16 protein-coding genes are annotated in these 18,162 nt (G+C 41.0%); 8 read left to right on the top strand and 8 right to left on the bottom strand.

The features are described from left to right. Positions 1-81: 81 nt before the first annotated feature. On the bottom strand, positions 82-753 hold the full coding sequence (locus B4F08_RS09900; RefSeq protein ID WP_422652870.1) for an MATE family efflux transporter: 672 nt from the start codon (positions 751-753) through the stop codon (positions 82-84). Positions 754-914: 161 nt separating this feature from the next. Then, positions 915-1,376, bottom strand: a complete 462-nt coding sequence (locus B4F08_RS09895; protein ID WP_086208995.1) for a DMT family transporter — start codon at positions 1,374-1,376, stop codon at positions 915-917. A gap of 124 nt (positions 1,377-1,500) precedes the next feature. Between B4F08_RS09895 and hemW the strand changes: the two genes are divergently transcribed. Further along, a complete protein-coding gene (hemW, locus tag B4F08_RS09890) occupies positions 1,501-2,655 on the top strand; it encodes a radical SAM family heme chaperone HemW (protein ID WP_291374276.1) in 1,155 nt (384 codons plus the stop codon). Between the two features lie 107 nt (positions 2,656-2,762). Here hemW and B4F08_RS09885 read toward each other — a convergent pair whose 3' ends face one another. Next, positions 2,763-3,518 (bottom strand): SDR family oxidoreductase, encoded by a 756-nt coding sequence (locus B4F08_RS09885; RefSeq protein WP_291374275.1) that lies wholly within the window; start codon positions 3,516-3,518, stop codon positions 2,763-2,765. Positions 3,519-3,628: 110 nt separating this feature from the next. On the opposite strand from B4F08_RS09885, the gene B4F08_RS09880 reads away from it, so the two are divergent. Beyond that, positions 3,629-4,519 carry a LysR family transcriptional regulator gene (locus tag B4F08_RS09880; RefSeq protein WP_291374274.1) on the top strand — a complete coding sequence of 297 codons (891 nt, stop codon included), beginning with the start codon at positions 3,629-3,631 and terminating at the stop codon, positions 4,517-4,519. 60 nt (positions 4,520-4,579) lie between these two features. Here the strand turns inward: B4F08_RS09880 and B4F08_RS09875 are convergent, their stop codons facing one another. Continuing rightward, positions 4,580-5,212 (bottom strand): LysE family translocator, encoded by a 633-nt coding sequence (locus tag B4F08_RS09875; protein ID WP_291374284.1) that lies wholly within the window; start codon positions 5,210-5,212, stop codon positions 4,580-4,582. Positions 5,213-5,713: 501 nt separating this feature from the next. Between B4F08_RS09875 and hchA the strand changes: the two genes are divergently transcribed. The 4 genes from hchA (at position 5,714) to B4F08_RS09855 (ending at position 10,013) form a co-directional block, all read left to right on the top strand. Next, positions 5,714-6,583 carry a glyoxalase III HchA gene (gene hchA, locus B4F08_RS09870; protein WP_110974050.1) on the top strand — a complete coding sequence of 290 codons (870 nt, stop codon included), beginning with the start codon at positions 5,714-5,716 and terminating at the stop codon, positions 6,581-6,583. 1,189 nt (positions 6,584-7,772) lie between these two features. Next, the gene (locus B4F08_RS09865) at positions 7,773-8,150 is read left to right on the top strand and encodes a hypothetical protein (protein WP_086208990.1); all 378 of its coding nucleotides are present in this window, start codon (positions 7,773-7,775) and stop codon (positions 8,148-8,150) included. Next, positions 8,144-9,325, top strand: a complete 1,182-nt coding sequence (locus tag B4F08_RS09860) for a CsgG/HfaB family protein (RefSeq protein ID WP_291374273.1) — start codon at positions 8,144-8,146, stop codon at positions 9,323-9,325. Before B4F08_RS09865 ends, B4F08_RS09860 begins: the two co-directional genes overlap by 7 nt. Before the next feature lie 85 nt (positions 9,326-9,410). After that, on the top strand, positions 9,411-10,013 hold the full coding sequence (locus B4F08_RS09855; protein WP_086208988.1) for a hypothetical protein: 603 nt from the start codon (positions 9,411-9,413) through the stop codon (positions 10,011-10,013). A gap of 122 nt (positions 10,014-10,135) precedes the next feature. On the opposite strand, the gene B4F08_RS09850 is transcribed toward B4F08_RS09855, so the two are convergent. After that, the gene (locus B4F08_RS09850; protein ID WP_291374272.1) at positions 10,136-11,959 is read right to left on the bottom strand and encodes an acyl-CoA dehydrogenase C-terminal domain-containing protein; all 1,824 of its coding nucleotides are present in this window, start codon (positions 11,957-11,959) and stop codon (positions 10,136-10,138) included. Between the two features lie 231 nt (positions 11,960-12,190). On the opposite strand from B4F08_RS09850, the gene B4F08_RS09845 reads away from it, so the two are divergent. Further along, on the top strand, positions 12,191-14,620 hold the full coding sequence (locus B4F08_RS09845; protein ID WP_291374271.1) for a hypothetical protein: 2,430 nt from the start codon (positions 12,191-12,193) through the stop codon (positions 14,618-14,620). 42 nt (positions 14,621-14,662) lie between these two features. Here the strand turns inward: B4F08_RS09845 and aroE are convergent, their stop codons facing one another. The 3 genes from aroE to hemF all read right to left on the bottom strand — a co-directional run bounded on the left by aroE (position 14,663) and on the right by hemF (position 16,977). Then, positions 14,663-15,451 (bottom strand): shikimate dehydrogenase, encoded by a 789-nt coding sequence (gene aroE / locus B4F08_RS09840; RefSeq protein WP_086208985.1) that lies wholly within the window; start codon positions 15,449-15,451, stop codon positions 14,663-14,665. Between the two features lie 91 nt (positions 15,452-15,542). Next, the gene (locus tag B4F08_RS09835) at positions 15,543-15,749 is read right to left on the bottom strand and encodes a hypothetical protein (protein ID WP_086208984.1); all 207 of its coding nucleotides are present in this window, start codon (positions 15,747-15,749) and stop codon (positions 15,543-15,545) included. 286 nt (positions 15,750-16,035) lie between these two features. After that, the gene (hemF, locus tag B4F08_RS09830) at positions 16,036-16,977 is read right to left on the bottom strand and encodes an oxygen-dependent coproporphyrinogen oxidase (protein ID WP_291374270.1); all 942 of its coding nucleotides are present in this window, start codon (positions 16,975-16,977) and stop codon (positions 16,036-16,038) included. 267 nt (positions 16,978-17,244) lie between these two features. On the opposite strand from hemF, the gene B4F08_RS09825 reads away from it, so the two are divergent. After that, positions 17,245-18,162 (top strand): coproporphyrinogen-III oxidase family protein (locus B4F08_RS09825; RefSeq protein WP_291374269.1); only part of this gene is annotated, 918 nt, incomplete at its 3' end.

Here is an 18,162-nt window from a genome sequence, read left to right as displayed (position 1 = left end):
AACTGAGAGGTGACCGACATTGCAATCTGATGTGCTGCCACAATGGTTTCCCCCAGTGGACTGAGAATAATTGCAGCGGTACTAAAAATACTGACTTCGAAGAAAATAGCTAAACCAATGGGTAGACCAAGTTTTAAAATACGCTCGATNNTCGATCCAATAGCGATCCATCTTCTCCCAAGTGCTAAACACTTGAGTTTTTTGATATGCCGAGGCTTTAAAAATATAAGTGGCCAAGGTGAAAAACATGATCCATTGTAAAATCGCAGTGGCAAATCCGCAGCCTGCCGAACCGAGTGCTGGAATCGGGCCGAAACCATACATAAAGACAAAGTTCAGTGGAACCAAAAGAACCAAGGCCGCTAAGCTAATCACGGTAACAGGACGTGGGTGGCCGAGCGCTTCTGAATATCCACGCAGTGCTGCATACATCGTTACCGCAGGCATACCAAAGCCAATGGCATGTAAAAATAAACTGGCTTTAGGCAGTAAGTTTACAGGTACACCCATGAGGGGCAATAACAGCGGCATGGCTTGTAAAATTAAACCCGCAATACTGCCCAAAATAAAGGCGACCCAAAGGGATTGACGAGCAATGGTGGCGATTTTTTCAGGGGTACGTGCCCCATTCGCTTCGGCGACCAATGGTGTAGTGGCAATCATGATGCCGCTAAACAGCAACATCACAGGGATCCATAAACCGACCCCGACAGCAATTGAGGCTAAATCGGTCGGAGATAAATGTCCCGCCATGATGGTATCAATCAACCCAAGACCCGCTTGAGAAAACTGCGTGATCAGGATGGGGAGCATTAACACCAATAACTTTTTTAATTCGAAACGATGGGAGGTGATTTTATTTGTAGTCGACACAAAAATTACTCATATTCATCATGTGCTTGGTCTAAATAAATTCAGCGTTGTAAAGTGAGAAGCACACCAATAAAAATTACGACGCCACCAAGTAAACGCTGCCAATTGACAGGTGTTTTTTCGGTACCCAGTAGACCATAGTGGTCAAAAATCATCGAAGTCAGGATTTGTCCAAAAATAACCAAGCCTGAAAACGTGAGAAAGCCTAATTGAGGCGCAGTATAGATGCTTATACTGATGGCATAAACCCCTAGGCATCCGCCGAGCCATAAGTACCACGGAATATTGGAAAAAGCATGTAACTGTGGTTTGTCGACAGGCTGAAACAAAACTAAAAGCGCTAACACACAGGTTCCAACGAAAAAGGATAACAGTGCAGCTTGCAGGGGTGAGTATAGATATTCTCGGAGTTGTGTATTCAGGGCAGTTTGAAAGGTCATAGCAATACCAATACCGAAAGCAAGCGGTAACATAAACAGCAATTGGCTCGATATTTTCATCATTTTAAACCATTCATTCTTCTTGTCTTTTTATCAGTCTAATCCAAATAGCCACAGATTTCATAAGTGTCTTGATGCAGTCATGTTAAAATGTGCAAGATTATCGCTGTGCTTTAGAGTCTCGTCCTTGACCGATTTACATCCTGCAAATATTCCGTTGTCTTTATATATCCACATGCCGTGGTGTGTGCGTAAGTGTCCTTATTGCGACTTTAACTCGCACGCAGTGCCAGATGGCAAACTGTCCCTAGATTTAGAGCAAGAATATTTACATGCTTTGGTTGAGGACTTTAAAACTCAGCTTGAGTTTGCTCAAGGGCGTCACATTCATAGTGTGTTCATTGGCGGCGGAACACCGTCCCTCATTTCAGCGCAGGGATATCAATGGTTATTTGCTCAGCTCAAAGCATTACTGCCCTTTGAGGCGGATTGTGAAATTACCTTAGAAGCCAATCCGGGTACAGTGGAACATGATCCTTTTGCCGATTATTTGGTGGCAGGTATTAATCGGCTTTCGATTGGGGTGCAAAGTTTTAACACGGAACATTTAAAAAAACTGGGGCGTATTCATAGCAATAGTGATGCTATTTCAGCCATTGGTTTAGCACGTGATGCAGGTTTTAAACGTATTAATGTCGACCTGATGCATGGCTTACCTGAGCAGACTTTGGAACAAGCTTTATTGGATTTAAAACTCGCTGTGGAAAATGGTGCCACGCATATTTCATGGTATCAACTGACCATTGAGCCGAATACCGTGTTTTTTAGAACCCAGCCGATTTTACCAGTGGATGATGTGCTTGAAGAGATTCAGGCGCAGGGTGAAGCTTATTTAAAAGCGCAGGGATTTATCAACTATGAAGTTTCGGCATGGCGTAAGGAATTACCTTCTGCACATAATCTGAATTACTGGCAGTTTGGCGACTATTTGGCGATTGGTGCAGGTGCACATGCTAAAGTGACCCAGCCAGATGGGGTCTATCGTTTCCAGAAAACTCGTTTACCCAAAGATTATTTGGCTAAAGTCCCTGCGGAGCATGTGCAGTTTAAGCGGATTGAAGCCGACGAACTTCCATTTGAGTTTATGATGAATGCTTTGCGTTTAAATGATGGGGTTGCAGTTGAATATTATGCACAGCGGACAGGTTTGAATCTGGAGAGTTTGGCTGAAACTTTGGACTCACTACGCAGTCGAAAATTAATGGTGGATGATGCGACGCGTTTAGCGTGCACCGAGCAGGGGCATGTATTTTTAAATTCAGTGCTGGAATCATTTCTCTGAGTTTTAGAACCATGATTGCGTGGGCAATCATGGTTCTAAATTTAAACGAAAGGGGATATGGGCTGTGCATGATGGAATCAAAACAGCTGTTCATTTTTCTTACACGATTAACGTGTTGTATACCCGCCATTGGCAAAAATAGTTTGTCCTGTAATCCACCAGCCATCTGTAACCAAGAAGCGTACCAATGGCTCTATATCTTCAATTTTGGTGAGTCCGCCCAGTGCTGAGGCAGATTGATGATATGCAACTGCTTCGGGGGCTTCCTGAGCATAGAAAAAAGGCGTATCCATTGGACCTGGTGCAACAGCAGTAACAGAAATACCACGACTTCCAAATTCCTTAGATGCTGCACGTGTATAGTGTTCTACTGGTGCTTTTAGTCCTTCATACGTTGAATAAAGACCCGTATATGCTGCGAGTAAACTCGTTACGATATTGCATATTTTCCCACCTTCATTCAGATGACGTCCTGCTGATTGAATAAAGAAATATGCAATTTTATTGTTGATGTCATTCATGTCATCAAACTCTTGTTCAGTCGTATCTAGATAGGGTTTTTTAAGGACGCGGCCAACGGTATTAATTGCGATATCAATTCCACCAAACTCAGTTTTAGCTTGAACGAATAGTGCTTCAATGTTTTGAATATTTGTTAAATCAGCTTGTACCAAGATGGCTTTGACACCAAATGCTTGCACTAGATTGAATGTGTCTTCGGCATCTGCTTGTGTTGCTGTACTATTATAATGAATGACTAAATTTGCGCCGTGTTCTGCAAACTTACGTGAAATCAATCCACCTAAATTCTTAGCACCGCCAGTAATTAATACAGTTTTTCCTTTCAGGTCGTGTTGTGACATGGGCCTAGCCTCGGTTTGTATGTAGTTGTTTGAAGTGATCTTAAAAGAATTTATTTGTATGAAATAGTTGTTAAAATTGCACTGATTGTCTGAAAAAGTTGCACAATAAAATGGATAAGATTGATCGACTAAGAATTTTTTGTTTAGTGGCAGAGAAGAAGTCTTTTGCGCAGGCTGCTGTACAATTGGGTTTGCCTCGATCGAATGTAACTTATGCGATTCAATCTCTTGAAAAAGAATATGAAGTGCTATTGTTTTATAGAACCACTCGCAAAGTCTCTTTGACCAATGAAGGCATTCTGTTTTATGACGAAGCAGTCCGTCTGGTTGCACAGTTAAAAGAGCTTAATCGCTTTAAAACCCATGTAAGAAGCCAAGAGGGAACAATTAGTATTGGCATGTCGAAACGATTAGCAACACAAATCCTGATCCCTCATTTGGCAGAGTTCTATGCGCAGTTTCCAAAAGTAAAAGTGTTGGTGAACGGCAGTGATGATTTTTCTAATTTGATTGAGCAACAATTAGATTGTGTGGTGCGTGTGGGAGAGGTTCAGGATAAATATTTGCTCTTGAAACCAATTTGCCAAACAAAAATTTGGACATTAGCTTCACCTGAGTATTTAGCTCAGTTTGGAGAACCTAAAAACTTGGCTGAGTTGAATCAACATTTTGCCGTTGATTATCATGTTGGGAAATATTATCGGGAATGGAGTGAGTTAGTCTTTCGTGATCATCGAATGAAGATGCCTTATCGTTTACTCATTGACAATACTGAAGCATATATTCAAGCCAGCCTTGCAGGTATGGGAATAATCCAAATACCTGAATTTGATGCTGTGCAATATGTAGAACAAAGTCAGTTAAAACGTTTATTTCTAGATATTCCAAGTCTTGAATTGCCCATCAATATTTTGTTGACTGACAGGCAGTACCGGCCAAAGTATTTTCAGGACTTTGTGGATTGGTTGGATGCTTTACTCAAAAAGAAACTTCTTATCTAGCGTTTCTTTCGCATCATAAAGCTTCATTACAATACAGGCCAAATCTCTGAATCGACATGCTTATTTTCGCTCATCCAGCAAAAGACGAATGGCTAGAACGGATAAAACCGTCCCCATCATCCACTTTTGAATTTGTGCCCAAATCGGCTTGCGGTTCATTAAGGCTGCTAATGAACCCGCAGAGTAGACAATTAATACATTCACAAAAACGCTGACCACAATTTGAATTAGGCCTAAAGTCATCGACTGTACAAAAACACTGCCGTGATTGGGCTGAATAAACTGAGGAAGTAAGGATAGATACATAATCGCAATTTTAGGATTTAACAGATTGGTGAGAAATCCCATCATAAAAAGTTTCATCGGACGATCAGGTTTTAAATCCACCGTTTGAAAGGCAGAAACCCCATTGGGTTTCACTGCATTCCAAGCCAACCAAAGTAAGTACAATGCACCTAATATTTTGATGGTATCATAGGCAAAAGGCACGGCAAATAAGAAGGCGGTAATGCCGAGTGAAGCACAAGCCATATAGAAAATAAAGCCTAAAATGATACCTGCCAATGAAATTAAGCCTGCCGATTTTCCTTGAGAAATGGAGCGAGAAATCAAGTAAATCATATTTGGACCGGGCGTGAGTACCATGAGCAGTGCGACACCTGCAAAAGCAATCATCTGAGATAGGTCAATCATCATCTATACTCGCTAAAATCCGAGTTTTGAAGATATCAAACAATCATGAGTTTAGTGAACGTTATTTTTCACATATTCACATGAGTTGTTTCTTTGAGTTCCTTTCATCAAAAATGATCACTGCTTCTATGTGGAAATGTGTTCATTATTTTGTACGAATTGGCTTACATCAATTCCCGCTTTTTGCGCCTATACGTCTACATGTGATTTTTCTACTATAGAGCCATAGAGAGCAGGATGCTCCAATAGAATAACAATAAAGATCAGCACAGGGACGAAGGTAAGACAGGAGTCATGCCTCAGCAATTAATACGAAAAACCCCGACAGGATGTCGGGGTTTTTTATTGCTTTAATTTTATATGTTTGCCATGAAAATGAATATTTACATGTTAAAAACAGAGACCTGTGTAAACTTTGCTATGCTGAATAAATGACCTGAAACACAGGGTTTGAGACTGAGAAAAATCGAAAATGAAAAAGTAATAACAAGGAGAAATAGAATGGCCCAGACACATCAAGATCGTAATCCAACCCCTGATTTGGCTGAAGACAATGCTTTTTTCCCTTCACCTTATTCACTTTCCCAGTATACCGCCAGTAAAACAGACTTTGATGGCACAGATTATCCCAATCCTTATATCGGGCATAAAAAAATCCTGATGGTTGCCAGTGATGAGCGTTATTTACTGATGAAGAACGGTAAGTTCTTCTCTACAGGGAATCATCCTGTGGAAACATTGCTACCGATGTATCATTTAGACCGTGCTGGTTTTGAAATTGATATCGCCACTTTATCGGGTAATCCTGTCAAATTGGAAATGTGGGCAATGCCACACGAAGACCCCGTTGTTCCAGCAACTTTTAAGAAGTATCTTGCTCAGTTTAAGAAGCCTTTAAAACTTGCAGAGGTATTGAAAAGCAGTTTAGGTGACGACTCGCCTTATTTGGCTGTTCTTATTCCCGGTGGGCATGGGGCTTTAATTGGGCTGCCTGAAAGTGAAGACCTAAAAACTTTACTGAAGTGGGCGGTAGCCAAAGATAAATTCGTTATTTCTTTGTGTCATGGACCAGCAGGCTTATTGGCTGCTGCGGTTAAGGAAGCGCCAGAAAACTACCTTTTCAAGGGCTATAAAATGTGTGTCTTCCCGGATGCCCTTGATCAGGGAGCCAATTTAGAGATTGGTTATATGCCAGGAGAGTTACCTTGGTTGTTGGCAGAACGACTTGAGCAACTGGGTGTAGATGTCGTCAATAAAGAGATGTCAGGACAGTGTATTCAAGATCGTAAGTTAATTACGGGAGACAGTCCTTTGGCTTCTAATACTTTGGGGAAAATGGCTGCTCAGGCACTTTTAGCTGAAGTTCAGTAGATCAATAATATTCAATTAAAAAGACTGCAGTTGCAGTCTTTTTTGTATAGATCAGTTGATTCACGACCCTGTTACAAATGATCTCATCTTTTATGATCAATTTAGCCTGAGTGCATGATTTTGTCGGCCTTGCAAAGAAGAAATAGTCTATCACTTTAACCTTCTCTCTAAAAAATATCTCATTTTACGCCATTCGATAACAGCTTTAAGACCTACCTACGGAGCGTACCTAGAGACAGGCCATCATCACATCGTCTGAGCACATCAAACCATGTATTTTCACACTTTTTATCTAGTGTGGAAACTATAAGAAAGGCAAAGTATTCTATTTTATATAAAGCGTAATAATATTTAAATTTAGCCTGAAATAGTTTTATAAATGAGTCTAATTTATTTTTTTAAATTTAATTTTTTATTCTGTATTTTATTTTTAATGGTTTTATTTTTTAATATTTATTTTTTAAGTTTATGAAGTAAAAGAAAATGCAAATAAATGGTTATATGATGTTTTTATTTTGCTTTATGATTGTGCTTTAATATAAAAGTTTTTAATTTAAATGTTTGTGGCTTGTTTTTTTATTTGTTCTTGTGTTTTATTTTTAATAATGCTGTAGGTTGGATAGCAATGATCAAGACGATAAGAATTTTATTTTCTTTACTGAAGTAAAGGAAATGGATCATGAATTCAAGCAATGATGCGTCTTCATAGCAAGATCAAATGAGCGTAAGTGGAAAAGCGCAGTGCATGGCTCTTGGCTATACAGCAGTTGAGTTTTAGCTTTTAGCGCAAAATGTGAGCTGAGTAGGGTACTAGAGATGCGAGAAATTCTGCTGAGTATTTTATTTAATGACTGAATTTAAAACGTTTAATGGGATAAAAATATAGAATTATAAATAATGTTTACATAATATATTTATCTTCTTTTATTTATTCTTTTGATTTTTTATTAATATGTTTTTAATTTATTTTGAAATTTTTATTTACATTTTAAATAGCATACCAAGTTTCAGTCAATAAAAATTAAAACAATGGGATGGGTTGGTTTTTTTTGGCTGTCTGTTATTTTATTATTATGTTTGGGTTATTTTAATTTTATATGTGGTTTAATGGGTTTTAATTTGTATTGAGTTTAATTTTATGAAGCAGAGAGTGTGAAAATAATATGGGTTAATAGGGAAGGTTAAGTTCATGAAAATAGTAGTAATTAATATAGGATTATGTTTTTTATTTTGCTTGAATAATGCCTATGCAACGTCCGATGAATGGAGTACGCGTTGGAAAGCTTCTACAGTACGTTCTACAGAGAATTTAGTCCAAGCGAATTTAATTGAGCTCATGGACTCAGATTATTATGAAGGTCTTGGAAAAACCACAATTTATAGCACATCGACCAGCTCAATTGGGACCGTAAATTCATCTACCAGTAATGTTAATGTGAATGGTTCTGAGAACAGCGTTGATATTTCTAGTGATGCTGTGAATGAAGCAGCAGTGAATTCAACCACAAATCAAAATAATCCAGCATGCCCTAATTTGAGCACCCAACAGGGGGTCTCATTATGCTGAGTTTTCAAATCAATAGAAGATTAATATCTTCAGCGAGCGTGTTGGTCGCCTTAAGTCAAGTGCTAACAGGTTGTACGGGACTCGCAGCATCTAATAAACAGCCTGTCACTTTAGTACAAGGCCCTCCAATTACAGATATCTTTACCCCTTTTGATATGGCTTTGTCTTGTTTAAAAGGACAATTACGCACCGATGTTAATTTTTCTGTAGGGGCCATTTTAGACCAGACAGGGAAAGACGTGGTCACCAATGGCGGAAGTGGAAAAATGGTGACCCAAGGCGCAGGGGATATGGTGCAATCAGCCCTGTTCCAAGCTGGTGTCAGCCTGTTAAACCGACGTGATCCGCGGATTATTGAAAGTGAAGCAAAGTGGGGGATTCGAGATCCTCGAAATATTCACGCTTCAGATTATTACGTCACAGGGAGTATCAATAGTTTGGATTTTATTCCTGGCGGGGGTTTTGACATGCAAGTCGGTGGTGTTGGGCCTAGCTATAGCCAAACCCGAATAATGGTTGGTCTGGACTTGTCTCTTACCGATACCCGTAGCAGTCGAGTGGTCGCAAACGTCTCTCTGCAAAAGCAAATCGTTTCACAGGATTATGGTCTGAATGCAGGTCGATTTGCTGGACACACTTTACTGAATATTCAAATCGGCAAAGGTGAGCGTGAGGCAACAAATTTTGCATTACGCCAAATGCTGAATTTGGCAACCTTTGAGCTGTTAAGCCAGGTCATTCCCCCGAGTACATTTGAGAGTTGCAGAGCTGCGATTCCCCCTGAATTTGGCAGTCTCAATTTAACGCGCAGTTCGGTTGCACTGCATAAATATAAAGAAAGTCAGCAAAACAGCACGATTGAAAACCCCAATAAGAGTCTATTGGATGCCCAACCATACAAGGGGGCAGCGCCCAATGAAAAAAATAAATTAACGGATACACCCAGTAAAGATACACGTCCTCCGAAACAAAGAGAGTCTGAGTTGATTCAGGATCCTGATGCAGAACCAGAAATGAGCAAGCAGGATTTAATTAAATATATCAGCAAGAAAAAAGCTATGCCGTCTAAGTCTGTAGAGAAAGACGATGTGAAAACAGAGGAACCTCCTCAACTACTTTGGGATATCAATCCAGCAGTCACTGAAAATTATTGGTCAACAACGAATCGAGATTAACTGAATTGAAAAGATAGGCTCGCTCCTATTATATAAAAAAGAAGTGCTTAGCGAGGAGTACTTTAGAGTGTATAAGGAAATAACGATGAATAAGACTATCAAAACAATTGCCTTATCTGTATCTGTAGCTTTCTTATCAAGTGCTGCATTGGCTGGAGGAGGACACCATGTACAGGTGGATACTGGTTTGCAAGACACCCTAGCACTTTTAGCTCAAAATGCTGAAAATGGAAGTGCGTTAAATTTAGCTATTAATACCAATAGCATAGATGCAACGGTGAATACGGCGGGTGGAATCAATGACGTGGGCACAATTGAAACCTCAGCAATTGGTGCTGTAAATACGGGTGAGATCACCCTTGAACAAGGTAGTGTGTATCAAGTGAGTTCTGGTGCATTTAGTGGTGATCTGGAGGCCTCCATGAGTGCTTGGAAAAACATGGATGGTCATCATTATCAACAATTAGACTCAGGTGTTGAAGCTTCTGTGGCAGCAGGTGTGGATACTGAATATTATCAAGAGCTGAATAGCACATTGAGCAATTACGCTGCTGCAAATTTAGCCTTTAATTCAGGTTCTGTTGATGCTTCAGTCAATACCAAAGGCTTCAAAAACACTGTTGAAAGTATCAAAACCTCAGCGATTGGTGCTGCCAATACTGGCAGTATTACGGTCACTGTAAAGTAAGCTCATTCCACGACTTAAATAAAAAATCCAACTATCATCAGATAGTTGGATTTTTTTAATTTTGATGAAGGTCATCCGATGTTATGCAATGCATTTACAAGATGACATCTTCAATTTTAAGCTTAGTAATCAAAGCTAAAGTGTTCAGTTGCCAAGGAAGTCATGGTTTTTGAAGGATTGACCATTGCTTCAGCATGACCTTGGGTACGTGGAAGCATACGCTCAAAGTAGAAGTCAGCCACTTTGATTTTAGCTTTATAAAATTCAGCTGTTTCTTGGCCTTCACCTGATGCCAATTTCGCAGAAGCTACAGCTGCTTGTTGAGCCCAGAAGTAAGCCATCATCACATAGCCAGAGAACATCAAGAAGTCTACAGATGCAGAAGACACGATGTCACGGTCTTTACGTGCTGCCAGCATAATACGAACAGTTAAAGCATTCCATTGTGCGCAAAGCTTAGTTAAGTCCCAAGCAAAACGGCGCATGTATTTGTTGCGAGCATGTTGACCACAGAATTTCAGGATTTCAGCGGTGTAGTCACGAATGACTTTACCTTTAGAGGTCAGCAGTACTTTACGACCGATTAAGTCAAGTGCTTGAACACCTGTTGTACCTTCATACAGTGTCGCAATACGTGCATCACGTGCAATTTGCTCCATACCCCATTCTTTAATGTAGCCATGACCACCATAAACTTGCATACCGTGGTTTGCAGCTTCCAAGCCTAATTCAGTTAAGAAGCCTTTTAAAATTGGAGTATAGAAACCTAAGTGATCATCATGTGCTTCAAATGCTGCAGTGTCGCCACGCTCTAAGGCATCGGCCATTTTGTCTGCAATTTGCGCTGCATAATAAATCATTGAACGACCACCTTCAGCAATCGCTTTTTGAGTCAACAACATACGACGAACATCGGCATGGTGAATGATGGCATCAGCGACTTTTTCAGGGTCTTTTTTGCCAGAAAGTGCACGCATTGACATACGTTCTTTGGCATATGGAAGTGCACCTTGGAAAGAAAGCTCAGCATGTGCAATGCCTTGAATTGCTGTACCGATACGTGCGGTGTTCATGAAAGTGAACATGGCATGTAAACCTTTGTTTGGTTCACCAATCAAGTAACCGACAGCATTGTCAAAGTTGAGAACGGCTGTTGCAGAAGCACGAATACCCATTTTATGTTCAATTGAACCACAGGTCACAGGGTTACGTTCACCGAGGCTACTGTCTGCATTGACCAAGAATTTAGGCACAATGAACAGTGAAATTCCTTTGGTGCCTGCAGGTGCATCTGGAAGACGCGCAAGTACGATGTGAATGATGTTTTCGGTTAAATCTTGTTCACCTGCTGAGATGAAAATTTTAGTGCCTGAGATGTTATACGTGCCATCAGCATTCGGTTCGGCTTTGGTTTTGACTTGACCTAAGTCGGTACCACACTGTGGTTCAGTCAAACACATAGTGCCTGACCATGTACCAGCCACTAAGTTCGGCATATATAGATTTTTTTGTTCGTCTGTACCAAACTGCAAAATGGTGTTCATACAGCCGATGCTTAAACCTGGGTACATTTGGAAAGACCAGTTTGCTGTGCCCATCATTTCCGATTTAATCAGGTTTAATGATTGTGGCAGGTTCTGACCGCCAAATTCTTCAGGGAAAGACAAACCTTGCCAGCCACCTTGGACAAACTGGTCATAAGCGTCTTTAAAGCCTTTTGGTGTTTTTACTTCACCATTGTCGAAGGTACAACCTTCTTCATCACCCGATTGGTTTAAAGGAGATAAAATATTTTCACAAAAATCTGCTGCACCTTCTAAGATCATATCTACTGTGTCAGCGTCGGCAGCTTCACCATTCGATAGGGTTTGATAATGTGTAGGATAGTCCAGCACTTCATTCATTAAGAAGCGAATATCATGTAAGGGAGCTTTATATGCAGGCATGTGTGTAATCCTAATTTAGAAATAGTATTGGATTATTTAAAACGATCATTTCATTATTCATACATCGTATCAAAATACATTGATAAATCAGACCTAAAAAAATGTCAGAAAGGCGAATTGGTAGATAAAATCATCAATCTAAAAAGACAGTTCTGTTACACTGACTCGATGGTCTTTTGATCATGTACTTTTTTAATAAACTATAATTAACTCAGGTTTTCAGCAAGTATTATGCGCTTAAAATATATAACACTTTGTTTATTGGGTTTGAGTATCAGTGGGTGTACTCAGCATGTCATTAAATCCAATGCCTCTTCAGATCAGCAGTTGGGGCAACAAGCCACGCATGGTCTAAATGCCATGTTTGAAAATGCCAGTTATGATTTTAAAGGGCAGTTCTCGATTCAGTCGGATTTTAATTTTAATGAGTCAAAGCCTAGGGCTCAGTCAAATTCCAAGTCTAATGCTCAATCAAATGCAACGAACTTAGATCCAGAGTTGAAAAAGCAATTAGATCAATTATTAAAAAATCAAAAGATTCCATTTACAGCTAAAGAAAAGCAGGCCTTGTATGATGCGCTTGCACGTGAACAAAATCCGTATGCATCGCTGTATAGCACGGGTGAGTCACGTTCAGCTCGCATGCAAATTGCAGAATCATTGGTGAATTTACTCAATGATTTGCAGTTTAGTTACAACGGTTCCGTACATTTTCGTCAAAAACTGGCTGCACTGACGTTGCAGTTGAGTTATCAAAAGCCAACCTTACAAGTGCAAGCGCAGTTGCCGATGGTGGTTGATTTTAATGACTATAAGTTTTACACCAACTATTTTGCCTTTATGCCATTCATGGTGAACCGTGAAAGTCAGGATCGTTTTGCATACATTGACTTTTCCAAGCATAAAGATGCATTTGGCCATATTGATTTTAAGAAATTTGCAGAATATTTAAAGCAAATGAATGCCTTGCCTTATGCATTGGCAGAGCCAAATCAGGTACATAGTGTGGGTTTGAGTAAACCAGAAAAAGATGCAGGATTGAGTAAGAAAATTCGCTATATCGGCGACTTAGAAACAGCACAAGTACAATTGGGCTTATTTGAATACGTCAACAAACTGCACTATACCCAGCAGATACAAGCTTTTGATGCCGAGCGTCTGATTCAAGATGCTGAAAAAACGCCAAGCGCAGCAGATGATGCGATGCAAGCAGCGAAAGAAGCGGAGATGGCTGCCGCAGGTGTAGCAACTGAAGACCCTGCTTATGCCTCACTTGAGCGTGTCACGAGTTTAGTGAATCAGCAAATACATCACTTAGGTTCACATACAGATGGGGATGAGCAGGGCATCGCGGTAGATGCTGTCAGCGATGCGGTTACAGATGCGGCTGCTGATGTTGCCTATGCAGAGGATGAGACAGAGGATACAGAAGAAGTCTCTGCTTCTGCATCATCTAATACCCTCTCTGAAGAAGCTTGTGATGCGCTCATCAATACTAAGAATATTCCTATCGGCAAAGTGACGGCATGTCGGGACTATCAAGATATTGATGTGCTTGCGCCTAAAGCCGTGACTCAATCGGTAGATACAGAGAGTTTTGGTCAAGCCGCGATCAATGTTTTGGAAGAGCTAAAACCACTCTTTACGGCGTATCAAACTGAGCAACTGGTCGATGCGCAAGGTTTTAAACAACTTTGGCAAAAACATCAGGCTGAAATTACACCGATCATGGCACAATTGGGAACAGAGCGTTCACCATTTGTGATGGATGTTGCACTCGACCAAAAAGGCCGTGCGCAAAATATGGATTACAACATTGTAATCAGCGATGAGCAAATTGGTAAGCTACAAATTAAGAGTACCAATCAGGTGTTTAATTATGGCAATGCCACAGCGATTGACCGTCAAGCTTTAAAAAACGCCAAATCTATTGAGGAAGTGTCTAAAGGTTCATTACTGGAAAACGTAGTGAAAGGCATGCTTGGACCATTAGGTGCAGACGCTAGCGCATCTCAAAGTGTTGAGACAAAATTGTCAGATACGGCAGAGCAACCTAAAGACATTTCTGATTATTACCAGAAAGTTGCCAAACAAAGCTATGCACGTCATCATTCAGAGTTAAAAGCATATCAAGCAACCTTTGCCTTGGTATTCGCTGCGCAGCGTCCAGAATATATTCGTTATTATAGCCCAGCGACCATCAATGAAATTTCAGAAGTGTATGCCTATGAGTTCATGGATATTGCAGAGCCGAAAGGTTCAGCACTGAAACGTTTGAATCAGTTACGTCAAAAACATGTCCTACAGCACCAACAAGACTTTGACGAATTGGGCGAACGTGTCGCGAATATTGTCGAAGATGTCTTAGACGAAGCACAAGAAAGTCAGCAATGGAAAGACTTGGTTAAAAAATACAAGACCAAGCAGGCACTCTTTGCACATGTCTATCAAGAAAAATTTACCGATAGCTATGAGATTGAGCCAGAGCAAAAAGCAGACTTAGCGCAGGCGGCACAAATTTTTGCTAAAGCATTTGCCGATGACTTAAAAGGTCAATTGACAGAAAAATCATTGCAAGGTTTGAAGCTTGAACATGACGACTTCTTTAGTGAGTCGACTTATTATGAGACGTATAAATCCGTACAAAAGCAGATGAAGTAATGTGAAAAAAGAACCTCTGCGGAGGTTCTTTTTTATTGAGTTTTATAAAAAATCTTTCAGGTTAGGTTTGACGCCATTCCAAATGGAAAAAGATTCAATCGCCTGACCAACAAGCATGCCATAGCCTTCTGAGGTGAGTACGCCACGTGCTTTGGCTTGGTCTAAAAAGGTCGAAGGTTTGCCATAGGCCATTTCATAGGCATGTTGAAACAGGAGTGTCTCGGGCAGAACGAGGGCGTCACCACTTAGGCTGGCGGAGGTTGCGTTAATCACTAGATCAAACTGACCATCGAGTGCATCTAAGCCGATAGCTTGGAGTTCAGCTTGAGGGACAGCTGTTTTTAAGTCACTCACCAGTTGCTCTGCACGTGCAAGGGTACGATTGGCAATCACAATTTTTTTTACCCCTGCTTGTACCAGTGGATAAATAACGCCGCGAGTTGCACCACCTGCACCGATGATTAGCACATCAGTCTGGTCTAAGTTCCAGTCCAAAGCATGAATGGCATCAACTAGCCCTTGACCATCGGTGTTGTCTCCATGCAGTTGACCATCGACCATCCATAAGGTATTCACTGCTTTTGCGATTTTAGCGCGTTCAGTGAGGACTGCGCAGGCAGCAAAAGCTTGCTCTTTAAATGGAACTGTGACGTTTAGACCTATGCCACCGTGGGCGAAAAATTCTTGGATGTTGGCGAGGAAGCCATCGAGCGGTGCAAGACGTTTACTATAGTTGAGGTCGAGCCCCATTTTTTGTGCAAACGCATGGTGAAGTTCAGGTGAGCGAGACTGCTCAATCGGGTTGCCAATGACAGCGAATTGTTTGCTCATCGCACCAAGTCCATGTGAGAAATGCCGTTCAATATACGGCAAATTAGACGCAGGCTAAAGCGTTAGACTATTTTTTCTGAAGCGGAAGGGCTTATGGATTACAGATGTTGTGAATCGTATCAAACAATAGCTTTGCCGCAGTCAGGGTTAAGCCGATACCTGCAAATACGGTGATGCTGATGGAAGCATTATCATTGAATGCACTTTCAGAAAAAATAGTGGTACTGATCGAGCTTAGCAACACTATAGCAAAGCAGAAAAGAACCATGGTGGTCGAGCTAACTCTTTTTGCGAACATGTTTGGGACCTCAGAGAACAGCAAAGGAGGATACTAAATGTTGATGTCATTAAAATGAATACATTGAAAATGACTTAATTTAGCTTACGGTTTTTGCGAACTCAAAAGAACCCAATTGCTGTTTTAAACCTGTGACAATGCTTTAATAAATGCAAAGAAATGACGCTTTGTGTAGTGGTCATTCTACGGGGAATTGATCGGGAAATATATAAAATTTAATGGATAAGCTGCCCTAATCTAGTGAAAAGGGCATGCGTAGAGGGTATAGAATTGTAAGCCTGTGTGTCTATTTGAGTAGGTTGAGCCAATCTTGGGGTTTGAGGTAATAATCGGTGAGTTTTTTCTCAGCGGAATCAAGCTCCCATTCAGGTCGATATGACCAACCCGCCAAATTCGGCAAGCTCACTAAAATCGACTCGATACGACCTCCTGTTTGTAGACCAAAAAGCGTACCACGGTCATAGACCAAATTATATTCGACATAACGACCGCGACGATAGATTTGAAAGTCGCGTTGTGCCTCGCTATATGGCTTGTCTTGGTTGCGCTGGAAGATTGGAAGAATGGCATCTAGATAGCCATTGCCCACAGCTTGAATATATTGGAAACAGGTTTCAAAGTCCCATTGATTAAGATCGTCAAAGAACAGTCCGCCGACACCGCGCTGTTCATCACGATGTTTTAAGTAAAAATAGTCATCGCACCATTGTTTATGTTCGGCATAGACTTCAGCGCCAAAAGGAGCACATAAGTCATGCGCTGTCTGATGCCATGACAGTACATCTTCATCGTTGGGATAAAATGGGGTGAGGTCAAAACCACCCCCAAACCACCAAATGGGGTCTTGCCCTTCTTTTTCAGCCACGAATAAGCGCACATTGGCATGTGAAGTCGGGACATTCGGGTTTTTCGGATGGATCACTAAGGACACACCCATGGCTTGTGCTTTAGCACCTGCAATTTGTGGATGGCGTTCAGTCGCTGAAGCGGGGAGTTTAGAAATGTTGATGTGTGAGAACATCACCCCGCCTTTTTCAATCACTGTGCCATTTTGTAAAACGCGTGAACGCCCCCCACCGCCTTCAGGACGTTCCCAGTCATCTATTTCAAATTGCGCTGTTCCACCGCCAGCACACTCTTGTTGTTCAAGTGCAGAGCAAATACGTGCTTGTAAATCGAGGAGAAATTCGCGAACGCGTTGGATATCCGCAGACGTTGGGTGCTGCATGAAAAGCCTCAAGGGAAGAGATGAAAACTGCCTACATCAAAACATAAAATAGCAAAAAGATTAAGAATATTTTCCTGAGAGGCTTACAGCAGATTGAGTCGTCTCGAAGTAATTTAAAAATGAAATGCTGCCATGTGAAAAATAATCTGACTAATTCGCTAGGTTGAATTCTGATTCCAAGCTCAGCAGAATAACCCAAATACAGACCCGAGTTTGATGATGCAGAATGGGCTGCATCTTCTGAATGCGGAAGAACTGATGGTAAATATGCGCGATTCATTGATTCAAAAATACAATGTTCCTGGTCCACGTTATACCAGTTATCCAACGGTGCCGTATTGGGAAGAGGCGCAGTTTTCTTTAGAGCAATGGAAACAGACGCTGAAAACATCGTTTGCTGAATCGAATTCAGCTGAAGGCATCAGTCTGTATATTCATCTGCCTTTTTGCGAAAGCCTCTGTACTTTTTGTGGTTGCCACAAACGTGTGACTAAAAAGCATGAGATGGAGCAGCCCTATATTAGGGCGGTTTTAAAGGAATGGTCACTGTATTGTGACTTGCTTGAAGAAAAACCCCGCATTAAAGAAATTCACTTGGGTGGCGGAACGCCAACTTTCTTTTCGCCAATGCATTTAACTCAATTGATTGGAGGTATTCTTGCGCAAGCAGAGATTGCTGAACAGTATGAGTTTAGCTTTGAAGGGCATCCCAACAATACCACACGGGCGCATTTGCAAGCCTTGTATGACCTAGGCTTTCGCCGTGTCAGTTATGGGGTGCAGGATTATAATGAAACCGTACAAAAAGCCATTCATCGGATACAGCCTTTTGAACATGTCGAGCAAGTGACGCAGTGGGCACGTGAAATAGGTTATAGCTCAATTTCACATGATTTGGTCTTTGGTCTGCCTTTTCAGAACCTAGATGATGTCCTCAATACAATTAATCAAACCAATCGTTTACGCCCAGACCGTTTGGCATTTTATAGTTATGCGCATGTGCCTTGGATTAAGGGCAATGGACAGCGTGGTTTTAAAGACCATGATGTGCCGAAAGATGAAATAAAACGCCAGTGCTATGAAGAAGGAAAGAATAAATTACTGGCACAGGGATATCATGAAATTGGCATGGATCACTTTGCTTTAGAAAGTGATGCGATGTACCAATCATTTCAGGCAGGCACT

It is taken from the genome of Acinetobacter sp. UBA6720 (genome assembly GCF_002454215.1).
Lineage (GTDB): Bacteria > Pseudomonadota > Gammaproteobacteria > Pseudomonadales > Moraxellaceae > Acinetobacter.
Note: the sequence above shows the minus strand (reverse complement) of the source record. Positions and strands in the feature narration are given on the sequence as shown.

Bases quoted from the DNA above. Each gene is read 5' to 3' on its own strand.
- B4F08_RS09875 (WP_291374284.1), bottom strand. From the start codon at position 5,212: ATGATTGACCTATCTCAGATGATTGCTTTTGCAGGTGTCGCACTGCTC.
- B4F08_RS09835 (WP_086208984.1), bottom strand. From the start codon at position 15,749: ATGTTCGCAAAAAGAGTTAGCTCGACCACCATGGTTCTTTTCTGCTTT.
- B4F08_RS09895 (WP_086208995.1), bottom strand. From the start codon at position 1,376: ATGATGAAAATATCGAGCCAATTGCTGTTTATGTTACCGCTTGCTTTC.
- B4F08_RS09885 (WP_291374275.1), bottom strand. From the start codon at position 3,518: ATGTCACAACACGACCTGAAAGGAAAAACTGTATTAATTACTGGCGGT.
- B4F08_RS09860 (WP_291374273.1), top strand. From the start codon at position 8,144: ATGCTGAGTTTTCAAATCAATAGAAGATTAATATCTTCAGCGAGCGTG.
- B4F08_RS09855 (WP_086208988.1), top strand. From the start codon at position 9,411: ATGAATAAGACTATCAAAACAATTGCCTTATCTGTATCTGTAGCTTTC.
- B4F08_RS09850 (WP_291374272.1), bottom strand. From the start codon at position 11,959: ATGCCTGCATATAAAGCTCCCTTACATGATATTCGCTTCTTAATGAAT.
- B4F08_RS09865 (WP_086208990.1), top strand. From the start codon at position 7,773: ATGAAAATAGTAGTAATTAATATAGGATTATGTTTTTTATTTTGCTTG.
- B4F08_RS09845 (WP_291374271.1), top strand. From the start codon at position 12,191: ATGCGCTTAAAATATATAACACTTTGTTTATTGGGTTTGAGTATCAGT.
- aroE (WP_086208985.1), bottom strand. From the start codon at position 15,451: ATGAGCAAACAATTCGCTGTCATTGGCAACCCGATTGAGCAGTCTCGC.
- hemF (WP_291374270.1), bottom strand. From the start codon at position 16,977: ATGCAGCACCCAACGTCTGCGGATATCCAACGCGTTCGCGAATTTCTC.
- B4F08_RS09880 (WP_291374274.1), top strand. From the start codon at position 3,629: ATGGATAAGATTGATCGACTAAGAATTTTTTGTTTAGTGGCAGAGAAG.
- hchA (WP_110974050.1), top strand. From the start codon at position 5,714: ATGGCCCAGACACATCAAGATCGTAATCCAACCCCTGATTTGGCTGAA.